The following is a 17964-nucleotide window of genomic DNA, read 5'->3' on the forward strand; positions in this document are numbered from 1 at the left end:
CTCCAGCCCCGCCCTGCATCTGGCGCATGAAGAACATGAACACCGCGATGATCACCAGGATCGGGAAGCTCGCAACCAGGAGCTGGGTCCAGATACTTTGCTGCTCAGGCTGCTTGCCTTCGATCACGACATGATTGTCCACCAGGTCGCCGATCAAACCATTGTCCTGGATCGCTGGACGAATGGTCTTGAAGCTGTCGCCATCGCTGCGCTTGCCGGTAATCACATAACCATCAACGGCTACGCGCTCGACCTTGCCTTCCTTGACCTGCTGGAGGAAATCGGAATAGTTGAGGGTCTGCGGCTCGTTAGGGCTGGAGAAGTTGTTCATCACGGTCACAAGGACAGCAGCGATGATCAACCACAGGATCAGATTCTTTGCCATATCGTTCAATTAACTACCCTCTGAAGCAAGCTCCGCTACTGGCGCGCGCTTCGCATGATATTCACCGGCCTAACTTACTACATTACCTGCGACTCTGGCAGGCGCCGTCTGTAACCCTTTGTGAAACTTTGACTCGCGCAATTTTCGTTACGCGGCGCCAGCAATGCGATACAAAAAAAACTATCGGCCTGTTTCAAAGCCGCTCATCACTGGAAGCGCCTTCAATCCCGCGGAACCCTCGCGCCAGCAAATACTGCTCGCGAGAGCGGTCGCGGGACGACAATGGCTTGCGCATCTGAACCTTGTCGAACAATTTGCGCATGCCCTTGTGGTATTCATCGAAGCCTTCCCCCTGGAAGACCTTGATCAGGAAATCACCACCCGGACGCAGAACCCGCCCCGCCAGATCCAGGGCCAGCTCGCTGAGGAACATTGCACGAGGCATGTCGACAGCCGCCAATCCACTCATATTGGGGGCCATATCGGAAATCACAAGGTCGACCTGGGTATTTCCGACGGCCTCGAGGATTTGTGCCAATACGGCGTCCTCGGTGAAATCGCCCTGGATAAAGGTCACGTCAGGGATGCTGTCCATCTCCAGAATGTCCGAAGCGATCAATCGCCCTTGACCACCAATCAGACGACTGGTCACCTGCGACCAGCCACCCGGCGCGGCGCCGAGGTCGATGACGGTCATGCCGGGACGAATCAGGCGATCCTTCTCCTGGATTTCCAGCAATTTGTAGCTGGCACGCGAACGATAGCCGTCTTTTTGCGCCATTTTGACGTACGGATCGTTGAAATGCTCTCTCAGCCAGTTCTGGCTAGTCTTGGAACGGGCCACGGGCCACCTCTGAAAAATAAATCGGGTCGTGATTAACTGGGCGGTCCCGGACTCGCTCGGGTAAACTGGCCGCCGCTTTTTACAAGATCAGACACAGGGGTCAGATTATGCCGCTCACTCAAGAGCAGAAGAAACAATACAAATCCATTGGCCACCATCTGAAACCGGTTTTGACTGTGGCTGACAACGGTTTGACTGAAGGTGTCCTTGCTGAACTGGAACGCGCCCTCGGCGATCACGAGCTGATCAAGATCAAGCTCAACATCCTCGACCGCGAAGCCCGCCTGGCTGCCGTTGCGGAGCTGTGCAAGGTCGGCAAGGCTGACCTGGTCCAGGTCATCGGCAAGATGGCACTGATTTATCGCAAGAATTTCAGCGTCAACAAGCAACTGTCGAACGTTCACCGCTTCAAGTGATACAAAGGGTCAAGGGTGTGCTTCGCGCACCCTGCCGCTCCATCCGGGAACCGGTTGCAACACCAGCATCAGGCCGGAAAAACCCAGCACCAGATAGCTGAATACCTGCCATTGGCTCGCATCCGGCCAGCCGAGACGCACCGCCAGGAACATTCCGCAAGCGTACAAGGCCATGAGCAGCAATTGGCCACGGATGTCACGCCATAGACTGCCAAGGCCATCGGCCTGAACCAGCACCAAAGCCTGGAATATCACGCACACTGCCGAAAAACCCACCAGCAGTGCCGTCAGCATACCTGCGATTTCATCAATGAGCAGCGGTGCCAGGCCGATCTGACCCAGCACCGGCAGCAGACCGATGTGCAACAACCAGACGCCGCCCACCCATAACATCTGGGTGAGCTGCCAGATCATGGCACCCGCACGCAGCGGGTGCCTTCGTTCAGATATGACGGACTTCGACAATCTCGTACTCGATGACACCGCCAGGCGTCTTCACCGCCACCACATCACCCTCTTCCTTGGCAATCAAGGCGCGGGCGATGGGTGAGCCGACTGAAATCTTGCCGAGCTTGATGTCCGCCTCGTCCTCACCAACGATCTGGTAAGTGACGCTTTCATCAGTCTCGACGTTGGCGATTTCCACGGTAGTGCCGAAAATCACTTTGCCAGTGTGCGGAATCGTCGTGACATCGATGATCACCGCATTCTGCATGCGGCCTTCGATGTCGCGCACGCGCGCCTCGACCATGCCCTGCTCCTCTCGGGCAGCATGGTATTCGGCGTTTTCCTTCAGGTCGCCCAGTTCACGGGCTTCACCGATCGCCTGGCTCAAGCGCGGGCGCTCGACCTTGGTCAGGAAAGCGTGCTCTTCCTCCAGGGCCTTCGCGCCCTGAACAGTCATCGGGTACTTGGTTATGCTCATGCCTTCAATCCTGCATGTAGATCCTGCAAGCGACGTACGGTCTTCTCAGGTCCGAACTTGAGCGCTTCGCAGATCGCTTCGCCGGCAGCAATAGTCGTGGTGCAGTAGATTTTATGCTGCAACGCATTGCGACGAATGGAATAGGAATCGGCGATCGACTGGCGACCTTCGGTGGTATTGATGATCAGCGTGACTTCGTCATTCTTGATCATGTCGACCACGTGCGGACGCCCCTCGGTCACCTTGTTCACGCGGCGCACTTTCAGGCCCGCCGCCTCGATCAGTTTGGCGGTACCGGCAGTGGCGACCACTTCGAAACCCAAGTTGATCAGATCACGGGCCACGCCCGCAACCAGTGGCTTGTCGTCATCACGCACGCTGATGAACGCCGTGCCGCCCGTCGGCAGGACTTCGCTGGCGCCCATCTGGGCCTTGGCAAAGGCCTCGCCGAAGGTGTCGCCAACGCCCATCACTTCACCGGTGGATTTCATTTCCGGACCGAGGATCGGGTCTACGCCAGGGAATTTGGCGAACGGGAACACCGCCTCCTTCACGCTGTAGAAGTTCGGGATGATTTCCTTGGTGAAGTTCAGCTCCGCCAAGGTTTTACCGGCCATCACGCGAGCAGCGATCATCGCCAGGGAAACACCGATGCACTTGGACACGAACGGTACGGTCCGGGAGGCGCGCGGGTTGACTTCGATGACATAGATGTCTTCGCCCTGAAGCGCCAGCTGCACGTTCATCAGGCCGATGACGCCGAGTTCCAGAGCCATTTTCTTGACCTGCTCACGCATCTCGTCCTGGATGTGGGCCGGCAACGAGTACGGCGGCAGCGAACAGGCAGAGTCACCGGAGTGAACGCCGGCCTGCTCGATGTGCTGCATGATTGCGCCGATCACGACATCCTTGCCGTCGCAGACCGCGTCCACGTCCATTTCGATGGCGCAGTTGAGGAAGTGGTCGAGCAGAACCGGGCTGTCGTTGGACACCTGGACCGCTTCGCGCAGGTAGCGCTTGAGTTCGTCTTCCTGGTAAACGATTTCCATCGCACGGCCGCCCAGTACGTAGGACGGGCGCACCACCAGCGGATAACCGATCTTCGCCGCGGCACGAATAGCTTCGTCTTCGCTGCGCACGGTGGCGTTTGGTGGCTGGCGCAGGTTCAGGCGCTCGACCATCTGCTGGAAGCGCTCGCGGTCTTCGGCGCGGTCGATGGCATCCGGGCTGGTGCCGATGATCGGCACGCCAGCGGCTTCGAGGGCGCGGGCCAGTTTCAGAGGAGTCTGCCCGCCGTACTGGACGATCACGCCTTTTGGCTTCTCGACACGGACGATTTCCAGCACGTCTTCCAGGGTCACTGGCTCGAAGTACAGGCGATCAGAGGTGTCGTAGTCGGTGGAAACGGTCTCCGGGTTGCAGTTGACCATGATGGTTTCGTAACCATCGTCGCGCAGCGCCAGTGCCGCGTGGACGCAGCAGTAGTCGAACTCGATGCCCTGGCCGATCCGGTTCGGACCGCCACCCAGGATCATGATCTTGTCCCGGGTCGAAGGCGCGGCTTCGCACTCTTCTTCGTACGTGGAGTACAGGTAGGCCGTGTCGGTGGCGAACTCGGCCGCGCAGGTGTCGACGCGCTTGTAGACCGGGAAGACCTCCAGCTTGTGGCGGTGAGTGCGCAGGCTCTTTTCGGTCACACCCAGCAGCTTGGCCAGGCGCATGTCGGAGAAGCCCTTGCGCTTAAGACCCAGCATCGCGTTGCGATCGATGCTGGACATGCCCATGGTCTTGACCTTCTCTTCTTCCTTGATCAGATCTTCGATCTGCACCAGGAACCAAGGGTCGATCATGTTCATGTCGAAAATCTGCTCGACAGTCATGCCGGCGCGGAAGGCATCCGCCACGTACCAGATACGCTCGGCGCCCGGCACGGTCAGCTCGCGCTTGAGCTCGCTCATGCTTTCCGGCTTGCTCAGGTCCAGCTTCGGATCGAGGCCGCAGACACCCACTTCCAGGCCACGAAGGGCTTTTTGCAGGGATTCCTGGAAAGTCCGGCCGATGGCCATGACTTCACCCACCGACTTCATCTGAGTGGTCAGGCGCGCATCAGCCTTGGCGAATTTTTCGAAAGCGAAACGCGGCAGCTTGGTCACCACGTAGTCGATGGACGGCTCGAAGGACGCCGGGGTCTTGCCGCCGGTGATGTCGTTCGACAGTTCGTCCAGGGTGTAGCCGACGGCCAGCTTGGCGGCGACCTTAGCGATCGGGAAACCGGTGGCCTTCGAGGCCAGGGCCGACGAACGGGATACGCGCGGGTTCATCTCGATGACCACCATGCGGCCAGTGTTCGGGCAAATGCCGAACTGGACGTTGGAGCCACCGGTTTCCACGCCGATCTCGCGCAGTACCGCCAGGGAGGCGTTACGCAGGATCTGGTATTCCTTGTCAGTCAGGGTCTGGGCCGGTGCTACGGTGATCGAGTCGCCAGTGTGCACGCCCATCGGGTCGAAGTTCTCGATGGAGCAAACGATGATGCAGTTGTCCTTTTTGTCGCGGACAACTTCCATTTCGTATTCTTTCCAACCGATCAGGGACTCGTCGATCAGCAGTTCCTTGGTTGGCGACAGGTCCAGCCCACGGGCGCAGATTTCTTCGAATTCTTCACGGTTGTAGGCGATGCCACCACCCGTGCCGCCCATGGTGAAGGACGGACGGATGATGCACGGGAAGCCGAGGCGTTCCAGCACGGCGTTGGCTTCTTCCATGCTGTGGGCGATGCCCGAGCGTGGGCAGTCCAGGCCGATGGATTTCATCGCCTTGTCGAAGCGCGAACGATCTTCGGCCTTGTCGATGGTATCGGCATTGGCGCCGATCATTTCCACACCGAATTTTTCCAAGACACCTTCGCGCTCCAGGTCCAGGGCGCAGTTCAAAGCGGTCTGGCCACCCATGGTCGGCAGCAGCGCGTCCGGACGCTCCTTCTCGATGATCTTGGCAACGGTCTGCCACTTGATCGGCTCGATGTAGGTGGCGTCGGCCATGGCCGGGTCGGTCATGATGGTGGCCGGGTTGGAGTTCACCAGGATGACGCGATAACCCTCTTCGCGCAGGGCTTTGCAAGCCTGGGCGCCGGAGTAGTCGAATTCGCAGGCCTGGCCGATCACGATCGGGCCAGCGCCGAGAATCAGGATGCTTTTTATGTCTGTACGTTTTGGCATGGGTTTGTCACTCAAATCCGCAGGTCAGTCGGCTAGGCCGTCGAACAATCTTTGAAGCGCCCGCGGGGGCCGCCGTTGTCGGGGCCGCCCTCGGGTTTCACGCGGTCAGCGGCGCTTGGCCATCTCATTGATGAAGCGATCGAACAGTGGCGCCACATCGTTCGGGCCCGGGCTCGCCTCAGGGTGGCCCTGGAAGCTGAACGCGCTCTTGTCGGTACGCTCGATGCCTTGCAGCGTGCCGTCGAACAGCGACTTGTGGATAGCCCGTACGTTGGCCGGCAGGGTCGCTTCGTCCACCGCAAAACCGTGGTTCTGGCTGGTGATCATGACGACACCGGTGTCCAGGTCCTGGACCGGGTGGTTGGCACCGTGGTGGCCGTGGCCCATTTTCAGGGTCTTGGCGCCCGACGCCAGGGCCAGCAACTGGTGCCCCAGGCAGATACCGAATACCGGGATCTCGGTTTCCAGCACGTCCTTGATCGCCTGGATCGCGTAGTCGCATGGTTCCGGGTCACCCGGGCCGTTGGACAGGAACACGCCGTCGGGCTTGAGGGCCAGGACATCAGCCGCGGGGGTCTGGGCCGGCACTACGGTGACGCGGCAACCGCGCGCGACCAGCATGCGCAGGATGTTCAGCTTGACGCCGTAATCGTAGGCGACCACGTGATACGGCAGTTCGGAAGTCTCGATCGTCGCGTGGCTATCGGTTTTCAGATCCCAGACCGAGGAGCGCCACTCGTACTGTTTCTGAGTGCTGACGACTTTCGCCAGGTCCATGCCCTTGAGGCCTGGGAAACCCCGGGCAGCGGCAATGGCGGCCTCGTCGGAAATATTGTCACCGGCCATGATGCAGCCGTTCTGCGCGCCTTTTTCCCGCAGGATGCGGGTCAGGCGACGGGTGTCGATACCGGCGATCGCCACGACGTTGTTGGCTTTCAGGTAGTCGGACAGGGACATCTTGTTACGCCAGTTACTCGCTACCAGCGGCAGGTCGCGGATGACCAGGCCAGCGGACCAGACACGATCGGACTCGGCATCTTCCGGCGTGGTGCCGGTGTTACCGATGTGCGGGTAAGTCAGGGTAACGATTTGCTGGGCGTAGGAAGGATCGGTAAGAATTTCCTGATAGCCGGTCATTGCGGTGTTAAACACCACCTCACCAACGGTCTGACCGTCGGCTCCAATGGCTTCGCCGCGAAAAATGCTGCCATCAGCAAGGGCGAGTATGGCTGGCTTAGTCAAGAAGACCTCCCGTAAATAAAGCCTGAAAGGGCGATCGCAGGTTGTAAAAAAGCGGAGTGACGTATGGACACGTCACCCCGCTTGTTCACTGAATTATTCTGCGCGCTTTTAGTGGACACACTAAAGCTGTAGCTTACAGAAAAAGGCTTTTTTGGTCCACCGCTAATGAGCCTTAAAGGCAGGGGAATGCGACAGGCCGTCGCGAAGCGGTGTAAAACGGGGCTCAGTGTAACCTGAACCCCGCCTTGAAGGCATCAACGCAGATCGAGAACGTCCTGCATGTCGTACAAGCCGGGCTCGCGACCATCCAGCCACAGCGCGGCACGCACGGCGCCCTTGGCGAAAGTCATCCGACTCGACGCCTTGTGCGTGATCTCCAAGCGCTCACCCTCGGTGGCGAACAGCACGGTGTGATCACCTACCACGTCGCCGCCACGCACGGTCGCGAAACCGATGGTGTCTCGCTCACGCGCACCGGTGTGCCCCTGACGGCCATACACGGCCACCTCCTGCAGATCGCGACCCAGCGCATCGGCAATCACCTCCCCCATGCGCAAGGCTGTTCCCGAAGGCGCATCGATCTTGTGACGGTGATGCGCCTCGATGATTTCGATATCCGCATCATCACCCAGCACCCGCGCCGTCAGGTCCAGCAGCTTGAGCGAGAGGTTCACGCCCACGCTGAAGTTCGCCGCGAACACGATCGGAATGTCCTGGCCGGCATCGGCCAACATTCGCTTCTGCTCAGCATCCAGGCCGGTCGTGCCGATGACCATGGCCTTGCCGGCCTTGCGGCAGGTGGCGAGGTTTTTCAGCATGACTTCCGGCAGGGTGAAGTCGATCAGGACATCAAACTCGTCGAGCACCTTTTCCAGCCCACCGGACATTGGCACGCCGATACGTCCGATCGAGGCCAGCTCGCCGGCATCGGCGCCCACCAGCGTACTGTCGGGCCGGACGATGGCAGCCGTCAGGCCGGAGAGCGGCGAGCGCTGCTGCACCGCCTCGACCAGCGCCTTGCCCATGCGCCCCGCGGCGCCCATCACAGCTATACGTCGCATGCCCATTCCTTACAGATCGCCGAAGAAGCGCTTCACACCTTCGAACCAACCGGTGGTTTTCGGCGAGTGGCTGTTGTCATCCGCCAGGGAACTGCGGAACTCTTCGAGCAACTCCCGCTGGCGCCGGCTCAGATTGACCGGTGTCTCTACCGCGACGCGACACATCAGGTCGCCCGCACCACCGCCACGCACCGGGGCCACGCCCTTGCCGCGAATGCGGAACTGCTTGCCGGTTTGCGTCCCTTCGGGAATCTTCAATTTGACGCGACCATCAAGGGTCGGAATTTCAAGCTCACCGCCCAAGGCCGCATCAACAAAACTGATCGGAACTTCGCAGAACAGGTGCTTGCCATCACGCTGGAAGATCGCGTGCTCGCGCACGTTGATCACCACATACAGATCGCCGGTCGGGCCGCCCTGGGCGCCCGCCTCGCCTTCGCCGGACAGACGAATGCGGTCACCGGTGTCGACACCGGCCGGCACTTTGACCGACAGCGTCTTGTACTCTTCGACACGCCCTTCGCCGTGGCAGGAGTCGCACGGATCGGAAATGATCTTGCCCTGACCATGGCAACGTGGGCAGGTTTGCTGGACCGAGAAGAAGCCCTGCTGCATGCGAACCTGGCCGATGCCGCCGCAAGTCGGGCAGGTGACTGGCGAGGAGCCCTTCTTGGCGCCCGAACCGTCGCATGGCTTGCAATTGACCAGCGTCGGCACACGGATATTCACCGTGGTACCGCGCACCGCTTCTTCCAGATTCAGTTCCAACGTGTAGCGCAAATCGCTGCCACGCTGGGCACCACCACGGGCGCCACCGCGACCGCCGCCAAAGAAATCACTGAACACATCGCCGAAGATATCGGAGAAGTTCTGGCCGCCAAAACCGGCACCGCCGCCACCCATGCTCGGGTCGACACCGGCATGTCCGTACTGGTCATAGGCCGCGCGCTTGCTGGAATCGGACAGAACTTCGTAAGCCTCGTTGGCTTCCTTGAACATCTCTTCCGACGCTTTATCGCCGGGATTACGGTCTGGGTGGTGCTTCATCGCCAGGCGACGGTAAGCCTTTTTCAGCTCTGCCTCGCTGGCTCCCCGCTCGACACCCAATACTTCGTAAAAATCACGCTTCGCCATTAGTCTTTGCACTCTTATAGGACGTCCGGCAAACCTCTCCTGAACCTTGCCAAACTCGTTGAGCCCCAATACAGGCCCGGACCCAACTCACGTCGATTCAACGATCCTGGTCTCGGCGCATATCGCCCGGAAAGCAGGAGCATTCCCGAACACACCGCCAGCACCCGAACGCTGTCGCATGCTGTAAAAATTCACTGACTCCAGACACGCCAACGCGGGAGCAAGCTCCCGCGCGGCGACATCCTACCAGCCACCGCACAAACGCAGTCAACCGGCCGACCAACAAGCGATTACTTGTTGTCTTTCACTTCTTCGAACTCAGCGTCGACCACGTCATCGGCTTTCTCGGCCGATTCGCCTTGCTGCGCAGCACCTTCAGCTGGCTGGGCCTGCTCGGCATACATCTTCTGAGCCACTGGCGCGGAGACTTTCGACAGCTCTTCGATCTTCGCTTCGATGGCAGCCTTGTCGTCGCCTTTGACGGCCGCTTCAAGGGCAACCACGGCGGCTTCGATCGCAGTTTTCTCTTCAGCGGTCACTTTGTCGCCGGCATCGGCAACCATCTTACGGGTCGAGTGAACCAAGGCGTCGCCCTGGTTACGAGCGCTGGCCAGCTCTTCGAACTTGCGGTCTTCCTCGGCGTTGACTTCAGCGTCGCGAACCATCTGCTGAATTTCTTCCTCGGACAGACCGGAGTTGGCCTTGATCACGATCGACTGAGTCTTGCCGGTGGCCTTGTCTTTCGCGCCGACGTGCAGGATGCCGTTGGCGTCGATGTCGAAGGTCACTTCGATTTGCGGCACACCACGTGGCGCTGGCGGAATCTCGGCCAGGTCGAACTTGCCCAGAGATTTGTTCTGTGCCGCTTGCTTGCGCTCACCTTGCAGCACGTGGATGGTCACCGCGCTCTGGTTGTCGTCGGCCGTCGAGAACACCTGGGATTTCTTGGTAGGAATCGTGGTGTTTTTCTCGATCAGCGCGGTCATCACGCCGCCCATGGTTTCGATACCCAGGGTCAGCGGGCTGACGTCGAGCAGCAGAACGTCTTTCACGTCGCCGGCCAGAACGGCACCCTGGATGGCAGCACCCATGGCAACGGCTTCGTCCGGGTTCACGTCCTTACGTGCTTCCTTACCGAAGAAATCGGTGACCAGCTTCTGCACCAGCGGCATACGGGTCTGACCGCCGACCAGGATCACGTCGTTGATCGAGCCAACGTCGATACCGGCGTCCTTCATCGCAATACGGCAAGGTTCGATGGTGCGCTGAACCAGGTCTTCCACCAGCGCTTCGAGTTTGGCGCGGGAGATTTTCACGTTCAGGTGCTTCGGACCGGTGGCGTCTGCGGTGATGTACGGCAGGTTCACGTCGGTCGACTGGCTCGAGGACAGTTCGATCTTGGCTTTCTCAGCGGCCTCTTTCAGACGCTGCATGGCCAGCGGGTCACCCTTGAGGTTCATGCCGCTTTCTTTCTTGAACTCATCGACAAGGTAGTCGATCAGGCGGATGTCGAAGTCTTCACCACCCAGGAACGTGTCGCCGTTGGTTGCCAATACTTCGAACTGGTGCTCGCCATCGACTTCGGCGATTTCGATCACGGAAACGTCGAAAGTACCGCCACCCAGGTCATAAACGATCACGGTGTGATCGCCCTTGGCCTTGTCCATACCGTAGGCCAGAGCGGCTGCGGTAGGTTCGTTGATGATGCGTTTCACGTCCAGGCCAGCGATGCGGCCGGCGTCCTTGGTCGCCTGGCGCTGGCTGTCGTTGAAGTAGGCAGGAACGGTAATGACCGCTTCGGTCACTGGCTCGCCGAGGTAGTCTTCGGCGGTCTTCTTCATTTTTTTCAGGATTTCAGCCGAGATCTGTGGCGGCGCCATTTTCTGGCCGTTCACTTCAACCCATGCGTCGCCGTTGTCAGCCTTGGCGATTTTGTAAGGCACCATCTTGATGTCTTTCTGCACGACTTCTTCGTCGAACTTGCGGCCGATCAGACGCTTCACCGCGTACAGGGTGTTATGCGGATTGGTCACAGCCTGACGCTTGGCGGACTGGCCCACCAGGATCTCGCCATCGTTGGCGTAAGCGATGATCGACGGCGTGGTACGCGCGCCTTCAGCATTCTCGATGACTTTGGCCTTGCCGTTTTCCAGCACGGAGACGCACGAGTTGGTGGTCCCCAGGTCGATACCGATAATCTTGCCCATGTTAACTCTCCCGGAACTTGAATTTTTTTGCCGCAGCAGTGGTGGCTAACTGCGGTAGTACTTAAACGCTTGACTTCTTAATGGGGCCGTTGCGCCCGATTTCAAGCCTGCTCATCGATAGAAGGCGAAACCGGCGCTGGCGCCTTGCTGACCACAACCATGGCCGGGCGCAGCAAGCGGCCGTTGAGCAGGTAGCCCTTTTGGAACACTTTCAGCACGCTGTTCGGCTCGACGTCGGCACTTTCCTGCATCGCCATGGCCTGGTGGTGCTCGGCGTTGAAGGGTTCACCGTGAGGATCGATCGCTTCAAGCTGATAGCGCTTGAGGGTGTCCTGGAACATCTTCAGGGTCAGCTCGATGCCTTCACGCATCGGACGGATGTTCTCGTCGTCCGGGTTGGACAGCTCGAGGCCGCGCTCCAGGCTGTCGATGATTGGCAGCAGGTCGCCAGCGAAACGCTCCAAGGCAAACTTGTGGGCCTTTTCCACGTCTTGCTCGGCGCGGCGGCGGACATTCTGCAGGTCGGCTGCTACGCGCAACGCCTGATCCTGAGCACCGGCCAGTTGCTCTTCGAGCACTTGTACACGAGCCGACAGGTCTTCGCCCGAATCCTGGGGAGCCTGATTGGCGTCTAGATTTTGCGTGTCCTGCGTCTGTTCGTCAGCCATAGATTTCTCCTTTCAACTTCGTCCGCGAGCTCGACTCGCGCTTCTGCCCCGGTATATGGGGCCACGTTTTTCAGCTTCAAGGGCCGCGCGACGAATTAACCTTACAAAAAACAGCTGCATATCATTCCCAGCAGCGCTAAAAACTCAGGCAGTCCAAGCAAATAGAGCTAAGCCCGGGCATTGTCAGTCCGCGCCAAAACACTGTATAAATAACCAGACCTAATGCCTGGGAGCGGCCTTATGCTGGTGCACCTGTCCGTACACAACTACGCCATCGTCGAACATCTCGACCTCGAACTCGACCGGGGCATGAGCGTGATTACCGGTGAAACCGGTGCTGGCAAATCGATCATGCTCGATGCCCTCGGGCTGACCCTGGGTGATCGTGCCGACAGCGGCGTGGTGCGCCCCGGCGCAGACAAGGCCGACATCCTGGCAACTTTCGACCTGGTCGACATTCCCGAAGCCAGCGCTTGGCTGGCCGAACGGGACCTGGACACTGACGGCCTGTGCATCCTGCGTCGGGTCATCACCGCCGAAGGCCGCTCCCGCGGCTATATCAACGGCTCGCCCTGCCCGCTGGGGGACCTGAAGGCGCTCGGCGAACTGCTGATCGATATTCACAGCCAGCATGAACACCAGTCCCTGCTCAAGACCGATACCCATCGCCGCCTGCTCGACGAATACGCCGGAGCCACCGACCTGGCCCGCCAGGTTCACCTGGCAGCCCAACGCTGGCGCCAGACCCGGCAGGAGCTGGACCGACTCGCCAATTCCGGCGACGAGCAACGCGCCCGCCACCAGCTCTTGAGCTACCAACTCGAAGAGTTGGAGAACCTGGCCCTGGGCGAAAACGAACTGGGAGAACTGGAACAGGAGCACAAGAACCTGACCAACGCCGAAGCGCTCCTGGGGGTCTGTCGGCAGGTCGTCGAACAATGCAGCGAAAACGACTCGGGCAATGTGCTCAGCGCATTGACGGCGAGCCTGAACCGGCTCTCCAGCGTCAGCAGCTCGGTAGGTGCCCTGAGCGAGGCGAGCAATCTGCTGACCAGCGCACAGATCCAGGTCGAGGAAGCCGTCGGCGAACTGAACCGGTTCCTGGATCATTTCGATGCCGACCCCGCGCGCCTGCAATATCTGGAAGAGCGCCTGGACACTATCTATACGCTTGCACGCAAACACCGCGTCCAGCCAACCGAAGTCGTCGAACTGCAACAGCGCCTGCTGGAAGAACTGGAAACCCTGAACGCCAACGATGAATCCATCGAGCGACTCGGCGATGAACTGGCATCCTATGCTCGTCATTACCAGGAAAAGGCCAGGGAGCTCAGCGAACTGCGTAGCAAAGCCGCCACCGGATTGGCCAGTGCGGTGGAACAGGAAATCCAGCGTCTTGGCATGCCAGGCGGCCGATTTACTATCGAACTGCGCCCCAACGCCGGAGACGAGCTTCAACCCAATGGCTTGGAACAAGTGGAGCTACTGGTCAGTGCCAACCCCGGACAACCGCTCAAGGCGCTGGCAAAAGTCGCTTCCGGCGGTGAGCTGTCGCGCATCAGCCTGGCCATCCAGGTCATCACGGCGCAGACATCCCGTGTGCCAACTTTGGTGTTCGACGAAGTTGACGTGGGCATTGGCGGCCCGACAGCAGAGATCGTTGGCCAATTGCTACGCAGGCTGGGTGAGCGTGGGCAGGTATTGACGGTGACTCACCTGCCTCAGGTCGCGGCTCAGGGCCACCAACATTTGTTCGTGCATAAGGTGCGTGGCGAAGACGCTACTCGCACCGCCGTCTCCAAGCTCGACAAGAACGAGCGCGTGGAAGAAGTGGCGCGAATGCTGGGAGGCATCGACCTGACCAAGGAATCCTTGGCGCATGCCAAAAAAATGGTGGTTGCGGCAAAAAGCTGAAAAACCCCGCAAAGCAAGAAGGCGACCCGAGGGTCGCCTTCTTTCGTTTTGCGGGCTTTCGCCTACGTGACGAACTTACTTGCGCTTGCGGACATGCAGGACGAGATGGTGATCGATCAAATCGAAGCCATACTCGTCAGCAATCGCCTTTTGCAGCTTCTCGATTTCGGGACTGACGAACTCGATTACCTCGCGAGTCTCTACATCCACCATGTGGTCATGGTGCTCCCCGTCCGCCAATTCGAAGACAGCATGACCGCCATCAAAATTATGACGAGCCACCAGTCCCGCCGCCTCGAATTGGGTCAATACACGGTAAACCGTGGCCAGACCGACGTCCTCGCCAGCTTCCATGAGCGCCTTGTAGACGTCTTCGGCACTCATGTGGCGTTGCTCGGCGGAATCGAGCATTTGCAGAATCTTGACCCTTGGCAGGGTCACTTTGAGGCCGGCTTTGCGTAGTTCGCTATTTTCAACCATGGTCAGCTTTCTCGCGATGCTGCTTCGCAGCTTCTCTTAATGCGGGTATGATCGGCGTTTACGTTGTCCCAGCCAAGATAGTGGAAGTCGCCCACCGATGCAAAACACCAAGCTCTTGCTAACCAGTTTCACCTTCGTGGGACTGCTCGCACTCGCCGGTTGTTCATTCCCCGGGGTTTACAAAATCGACATCCAGCAGGGCAATGTCGTCACGCAGGACATGATAGACCAGTTACGCCCGGGAATGACCCGTCGGCAAGTACGGTTTATCATGGGCAACCCCCTGCTGACCGACACGTTCCATGCCGATCGCTGGGATTACCTGTACAGCCTGCAGCCAGGCGGTGGTGAACGGCAACAGGAACGCATCAGCGTTATCTTCAATGCCAATGACCAGCTTGTCAGCCTGTCGGGTGATTTCATGCCTGGTGTGAGCCGCGATGAGGCCATCATGGGCAAGGACAGCGGTACGACCGTCACCGACCCGACCCAGAATGCCGAACAGCCGAAACCGGAAAAACCGGCCAAGCCAGGTTCGTTGCTGGATCAGATCCAGAAGGATGTGGACAACGTCGAGACCGTACCTGTCCCGACGCCCGAGCCTTTGGACACCTCGCCGCAATAAAATGCGACAACAAAAAACCCGGCATGCCGGGTTTTTTAATGCCTGCAAATAAGGCGCTGCCTACTGATCCGCCTGACGCGCCTGAGCAGCCTTGGCCGCTCGCAGACGACGAATTTCTTTCGGATCAGCCAGCAACGGCCGATAGACTTCGAGCCGATCACAAGCTTGCACCGCTTGCCGATCCGGATCGGCGCCCACCTTGCCAAAAATACCGATCGGACACGTGCTCAAGTCCAGCTCCGGAAAATCCTCGGCAATACCCGACGCCAGCAGCGCAGCACGAACGCTGGTGCCTTCGGGCACTGCACACGTGCGCAAGACCTGGCGGTCGACGCTGGCATGCACCACTTCAATCTCGATCAACGCTTGAGCTCGGCGTTCTGTTTGGCGCGTTGGCAGAACGCATCGACCAGCGTATTGGCCGCCTGGTTGAACAGCGGCCCCAAGGTCGCCCGCACGATAGGCCCCGCGTAGTCGAACGAGAGATCCAGGCTGATCTTGCAGGCCTTTTCCCCGAGCGGCTTGAACACCCAGACACCATGGAGCTGATTGAACGGCCCCTCTTCGAGGTTCATTTCGATCGACTGCCCCGGCACCAAGGTGTTACGAGTGACAAAGTGCTGGCTCAATCCGCCCTTGGCCACATTGAGACTGGCACGCATGTGGGTTTCGGAGCTTTCAAGCACCTCGGCGAACGAGCACCAGGGCAAGAACTGCGGATAACTCGCCACGTCGTTGACCAGGTCGTACAGCGCCTGCGCCGGGTAGGGCAGCAAGGCCGAGCGTTGAATATGTGTCGTCATGTAAGCGTCACTTCCACAGCTGGGCGGCAAACACTACCAGGATGCCGATGGGCGCCACATAGCGCATCAGGAACAGACTCAAGGCGAACACTACCGGGCTACGCAGCGACAGCTCATCACGCACCGCCTCACGCCCCATGATCCACCCTGCGAACACCACGAAACACAATCCACCCAAAGGCAGCATGATCCGGGATGTAAAGAAATCAATCACTCCGAAGAAATCCAGCCCTCCGGTCGCTCCCCACTGATAGAGGTGGAACAGACCGCCTTCGTTCACGAAAAACTTCGCCTGCTTCCATATATTGAAGGAAAACACCGTGCCTAATCCCACAAACCAGCAGGTGAAGGCCAGCCAGAAAGTGACCCAGGCGCGGCTCAGGCGGGTTCGTTCAACCAGGTAAGCGACCATCGGTTCGAGCAAGGAAATGGCCGAGCTCCAGGCAGCGACTGCCACCAGGACAAAAAACACCACGCCCATTACCTGGCCGAACGGCATGCTGCCGAAGGCGAAAGGCAGACTGACGAACATCAGCCCCGGCCCTTCACTCGGGTTCAGGCCAGCAGCGAATACAATCGGAAACAATGCCACTCCGGCGAGCAGCGATACAAAGGTGTCCAGCAACGCTACGCCGAAGACAGTCCTGGTCAGCGAGGCGTTCTTGGGCATGTAGGCGCCATAGATCATGATCGAGCCGACGCCAACGCTCAGGGAGAAAAACGCATGCCCCATGGCCGGCAACAGTCCGTCCATGACCTTTTCAGGCTGGAAATCGAACATGAAATGCACGCCCTCCATGAAATGTCCGGTGGTCATGCTGTAACCCAGCAGCACCAGGATCATCACGAACAGCAGCGGCATCATGATTCGCAGGCTGCGCTCAAGCCCGGCGACCACGCCTCGGGCGATCACTACGGCAGAGAGCACCATGAAAAGCGTGTGCCAAAGTGTCAGCCTCCAGGGGTCGGCGATCACGTTGCCGAAGTAGGCGCCGACCTGATCGGGCGTCGCCCCCTGGAAATCTCCCCGCCCCATATCGATGATGTAATCCAGGGACCAGCCGCCAACGACACTGTAGAAAGAAAGGATCAACAGTGCCGTGACCATTCCGGCGAATGCTCCCCACGACCACCTGGCCGAATGGCCCGCCTCCGTCGCCAGCACCTTCAAGGCATTGGCCGGGCTTTGCCGGGCGCGACGACCGATCAGTGTTTCGGCCAACATGACCGGCGCACCGATCAGGGCGATGCATGCCAGGAACATCAGTACGAAGGCTCCGCCGCCGTAGACGCCGACCATGTACGGAAACTTCCAGATACTACCCAGCCCCACGGCCGAACCGGTCGCAGCGAATATGAAGACCCAGCGGCTAGCCCAACTGCCGTGGACAGAAACCTTGTCTGTCGACATCGTGATCACGCCCAAGCGTTCAAAAAAGAGGCCGCATTGTCCGGGATTCATTCAACCTGCTCAAGCATGCTGCTTCACCGTAGCCGACACGCGCGCAACTGCCTATAATGCCGCCCCTATGGCTAAACAGAAGAAACACCCCACAGGGACCATCGCGCAAAACAAAAAGGCGCGACACGATTACTTCATCGAACAGCGTTTCGAGGCTGGCATGGTCCTGGCCGGCTGGGAAGTAAAAAGCTTGCGTGCCGGCAAGGCGCAACTGGTCGACAGTTACGTCCTGCTCAAGGACGGCGAAGCCTGGCTGCTGGGCAGTCATATCACGCCGCTGACCACCGCCAGCACCCACGTCATTGCCGATCCTGTGCGCTCGCGCAAACTGCTGCTCAACAAGCGGGAGCTGGAGAAGCTCTTCGCTTCCGTGCAGCAGAAGGGTTATGCCTGCGTCTGTACCTCGCTGTACTGGAGCAAGCATTTGATCAAGTGCGAAATTGCACTGGGCAAGGGCAAGAAGGAATACGACAAGCGCGATACCGAGCGCGAACGCGATGCCGGGCGCGAGTTGCAGCGCGCGGTGCGGAACAAGGGCAAGGAAGACTAGAGCCTCGGAAGATCCCATGTGGGAGCGGGG

The 17964-nt window shown here is 59.4% G+C and carries 18 protein-coding genes; 4 read left to right on the plus strand and 14 right to left on the minus strand.

The annotated features are described in order from the left end of the window. Positions 1 to 385, minus strand: a 385-nt coding sequence (locus tag ACE04F_RS26665; RefSeq protein ID WP_486110576.1) for an ATP-dependent metallopeptidase FtsH/Yme1/Tma family protein, incomplete at its 3' end; no start/stop codon positions are given. 193 nt (positions 386 to 578) lie between these two features. Beyond that, complete coding sequence (gene rlmE, locus ACE04F_RS26670) at positions 579 to 1229, minus strand: 23S rRNA (uridine(2552)-2'-O)-methyltransferase RlmE (RefSeq protein WP_305496908.1); 651 nt, start codon at positions 1227 to 1229, stop codon at positions 579 to 581. A gap of 107 nt (positions 1230 to 1336) precedes the next feature. On the opposite strand from rlmE, the gene ACE04F_RS26675 reads away from it, so the two are divergent. Next, entirely contained in the window at positions 1337 to 1645 is a 309-nt protein-coding gene (locus tag ACE04F_RS26675) for a YhbY family RNA-binding protein (RefSeq protein WP_181287543.1), read from the plus strand. Between the two features lie 9 nt (positions 1646 to 1654). Here the strand turns inward: ACE04F_RS26675 and ACE04F_RS26680 are convergent, their stop codons facing one another. From ACE04F_RS26680 to grpE, 8 genes are all read right to left on the minus strand, one after another. Then, positions 1655 to 2059 carry an MFS transporter gene (locus ACE04F_RS26680; RefSeq protein ID WP_486110577.1) on the minus strand — a complete coding sequence of 135 codons (405 nt, stop codon included), beginning with the start codon at positions 2057 to 2059 and terminating at the stop codon, positions 1655 to 1657. 28 nt (positions 2060 to 2087) lie between these two features. Next, positions 2088 to 2564, minus strand: coding sequence for a transcription elongation factor GreA (gene greA / locus ACE04F_RS26685; protein WP_030139783.1), 477 nt, complete (start codon positions 2562 to 2564; stop codon positions 2088 to 2090). Between the two features lie 2 nt (positions 2565 to 2566). Next, positions 2567 to 5788, minus strand: coding sequence for a carbamoyl-phosphate synthase large subunit (gene carB, locus ACE04F_RS26690; protein ID WP_486110578.1), 3222 nt, complete (start codon positions 5786 to 5788; stop codon positions 2567 to 2569). 105 nt (positions 5789 to 5893) lie between these two features. Then, entirely contained in the window at positions 5894 to 7030 is a 1137-nt protein-coding gene (carA, locus tag ACE04F_RS26695) for a glutamine-hydrolyzing carbamoyl-phosphate synthase small subunit (protein ID WP_486110579.1), read from the minus strand. 254 nt (positions 7031 to 7284) lie between these two features. Next, entirely contained in the window at positions 7285 to 8091 is an 807-nt protein-coding gene (dapB, locus tag ACE04F_RS26700; protein WP_486110580.1) for a 4-hydroxy-tetrahydrodipicolinate reductase, read from the minus strand. Between the two features lie 9 nt (positions 8092 to 8100). Further along, a complete protein-coding gene (gene dnaJ / locus ACE04F_RS26705; protein ID WP_030139779.1) occupies positions 8101 to 9225 on the minus strand; it encodes a molecular chaperone DnaJ in 1125 nt (374 codons plus the stop codon). A 290-nt stretch (positions 9226 to 9515) separates the two neighbouring features. Then, positions 9516 to 11432, minus strand: a complete 1917-nt coding sequence (gene dnaK, locus ACE04F_RS26710) for a molecular chaperone DnaK (RefSeq protein ID WP_434602781.1) — start codon at positions 11430 to 11432, stop codon at positions 9516 to 9518. Between the two features lie 101 nt (positions 11433 to 11533). After that, entirely contained in the window at positions 11534 to 12100 is a 567-nt protein-coding gene (gene grpE, locus ACE04F_RS26715; RefSeq protein ID WP_181287537.1) for a nucleotide exchange factor GrpE, read from the minus strand. A gap of 240 nt (positions 12101 to 12340) precedes the next feature. On the opposite strand from grpE, the gene recN reads away from it, so the two are divergent. Beyond that, positions 12341 to 14014, plus strand: a complete 1674-nt coding sequence (recN, locus tag ACE04F_RS26720) for a DNA repair protein RecN (RefSeq protein ID WP_486110581.1) — start codon at positions 12341 to 12343, stop codon at positions 14012 to 14014. 75 nt (positions 14015 to 14089) lie between these two features. On the opposite strand, the gene fur is transcribed toward recN, so the two are convergent. Beyond that, positions 14090 to 14494: a ferric iron uptake transcriptional regulator gene (gene fur / locus ACE04F_RS26725; protein WP_305496921.1), complete on the minus strand. Its 405-nt coding sequence runs from the start codon at positions 14492 to 14494 to the stop codon at positions 14090 to 14092. 97 nt (positions 14495 to 14591) lie between these two features. Between fur and bamE the strand changes: the two genes are divergently transcribed. Next, positions 14592 to 15119, plus strand: coding sequence for an outer membrane protein assembly factor BamE (bamE, locus tag ACE04F_RS26730; protein WP_305496923.1), 528 nt, complete (start codon positions 14592 to 14594; stop codon positions 15117 to 15119). Between the two features lie 60 nt (positions 15120 to 15179). Here bamE and ACE04F_RS26735 read toward each other — a convergent pair whose 3' ends face one another. From ACE04F_RS26735 to ACE04F_RS26745, 3 genes are read right to left on the minus strand one after another with little or no spacing between them, the layout of a single operon-like run. Continuing rightward, positions 15180 to 15482 carry an RnfH family protein gene (locus ACE04F_RS26735; RefSeq protein ID WP_486110582.1) on the minus strand — a complete coding sequence of 101 codons (303 nt, stop codon included), beginning with the start codon at positions 15480 to 15482 and terminating at the stop codon, positions 15180 to 15182. Beyond that, entirely contained in the window at positions 15479 to 15922 is a 444-nt protein-coding gene (locus ACE04F_RS26740; RefSeq protein ID WP_486110583.1) for a type II toxin-antitoxin system RatA family toxin, read from the minus strand. The genes ACE04F_RS26735 and ACE04F_RS26740 overlap by 4 nt, the downstream gene beginning before the upstream one ends. Positions 15923 to 15929: 7 nt before the next feature. Next, entirely contained in the window at positions 15930 to 17333 is a 1404-nt protein-coding gene (locus tag ACE04F_RS26745) for a sodium-dependent transporter (protein ID WP_486110584.1), read from the minus strand. Positions 17334 to 17451: 118 nt separating this feature from the next. On the opposite strand from ACE04F_RS26745, the gene smpB reads away from it, so the two are divergent. Beyond that, a complete protein-coding gene (gene smpB / locus ACE04F_RS26750) occupies positions 17452 to 17934 on the plus strand; it encodes an SsrA-binding protein SmpB (RefSeq protein ID WP_030139770.1) in 483 nt (160 codons plus the stop codon). Positions 17935 to 17964: the final 30 nt, after the last annotated feature.

The organism is Pseudomonas sp. AGC41 (assembly GCF_057334555.1).

Coding starts and splice junctions, on each gene's coding strand:
- ACE04F_RS26675 (WP_181287543.1), top strand. CDS start 1,337: ATGCCGCTCACTCAAGAGCAGAAGAAACAATACAAATCCATTGGCCAC.
- ACE04F_RS26680 (WP_486110577.1), bottom strand. CDS start 2,059: ATGATCTGGCAGCTCACCCAGATGTTATGGGTGGGCGGCGTCTGGTTG.
- carB (WP_486110578.1), bottom strand. CDS start 5,788: ATGCCAAAACGTACAGACATAAAAAGCATCCTGATTCTCGGCGCTGGC.
- dapB (WP_486110580.1), bottom strand. CDS start 8,091: ATGCGACGTATAGCTGTGATGGGCGCCGCGGGGCGCATGGGCAAGGCG.
- dnaJ (WP_030139779.1), bottom strand. CDS start 9,225: ATGGCGAAGCGTGATTTTTACGAAGTATTGGGTGTCGAGCGGGGAGCC.
- dnaK (WP_434602781.1), bottom strand. CDS start 11,432: ATGGGCAAGATTATCGGTATCGACCTGGGGACCACCAACTCGTGCGTC.
- grpE (WP_181287537.1), bottom strand. CDS start 12,100: ATGGCTGACGAACAGACGCAGGACACGCAAAATCTAGACGCCAATCAG.
- recN (WP_486110581.1), top strand. CDS start 12,341: ATGCTGGTGCACCTGTCCGTACACAACTACGCCATCGTCGAACATCTC.
- fur (WP_305496921.1), bottom strand. CDS start 14,494: ATGGTTGAAAATAGCGAACTACGCAAAGCCGGCCTCAAAGTGACCCTG.
- bamE (WP_305496923.1), top strand. CDS start 14,592: ATGCAAAACACCAAGCTCTTGCTAACCAGTTTCACCTTCGTGGGACTG.
- ACE04F_RS26740 (WP_486110583.1), bottom strand. CDS start 15,922: ATGACGACACATATTCAACGCTCGGCCTTGCTGCCCTACCCGGCGCAG.
- ACE04F_RS26745 (WP_486110584.1), bottom strand. CDS start 17,333: ATGTCGACAGACAAGGTTTCTGTCCACGGCAGTTGGGCTAGCCGCTGG.
- smpB (WP_030139770.1), top strand. CDS start 17,452: ATGGCTAAACAGAAGAAACACCCCACAGGGACCATCGCGCAAAACAAA.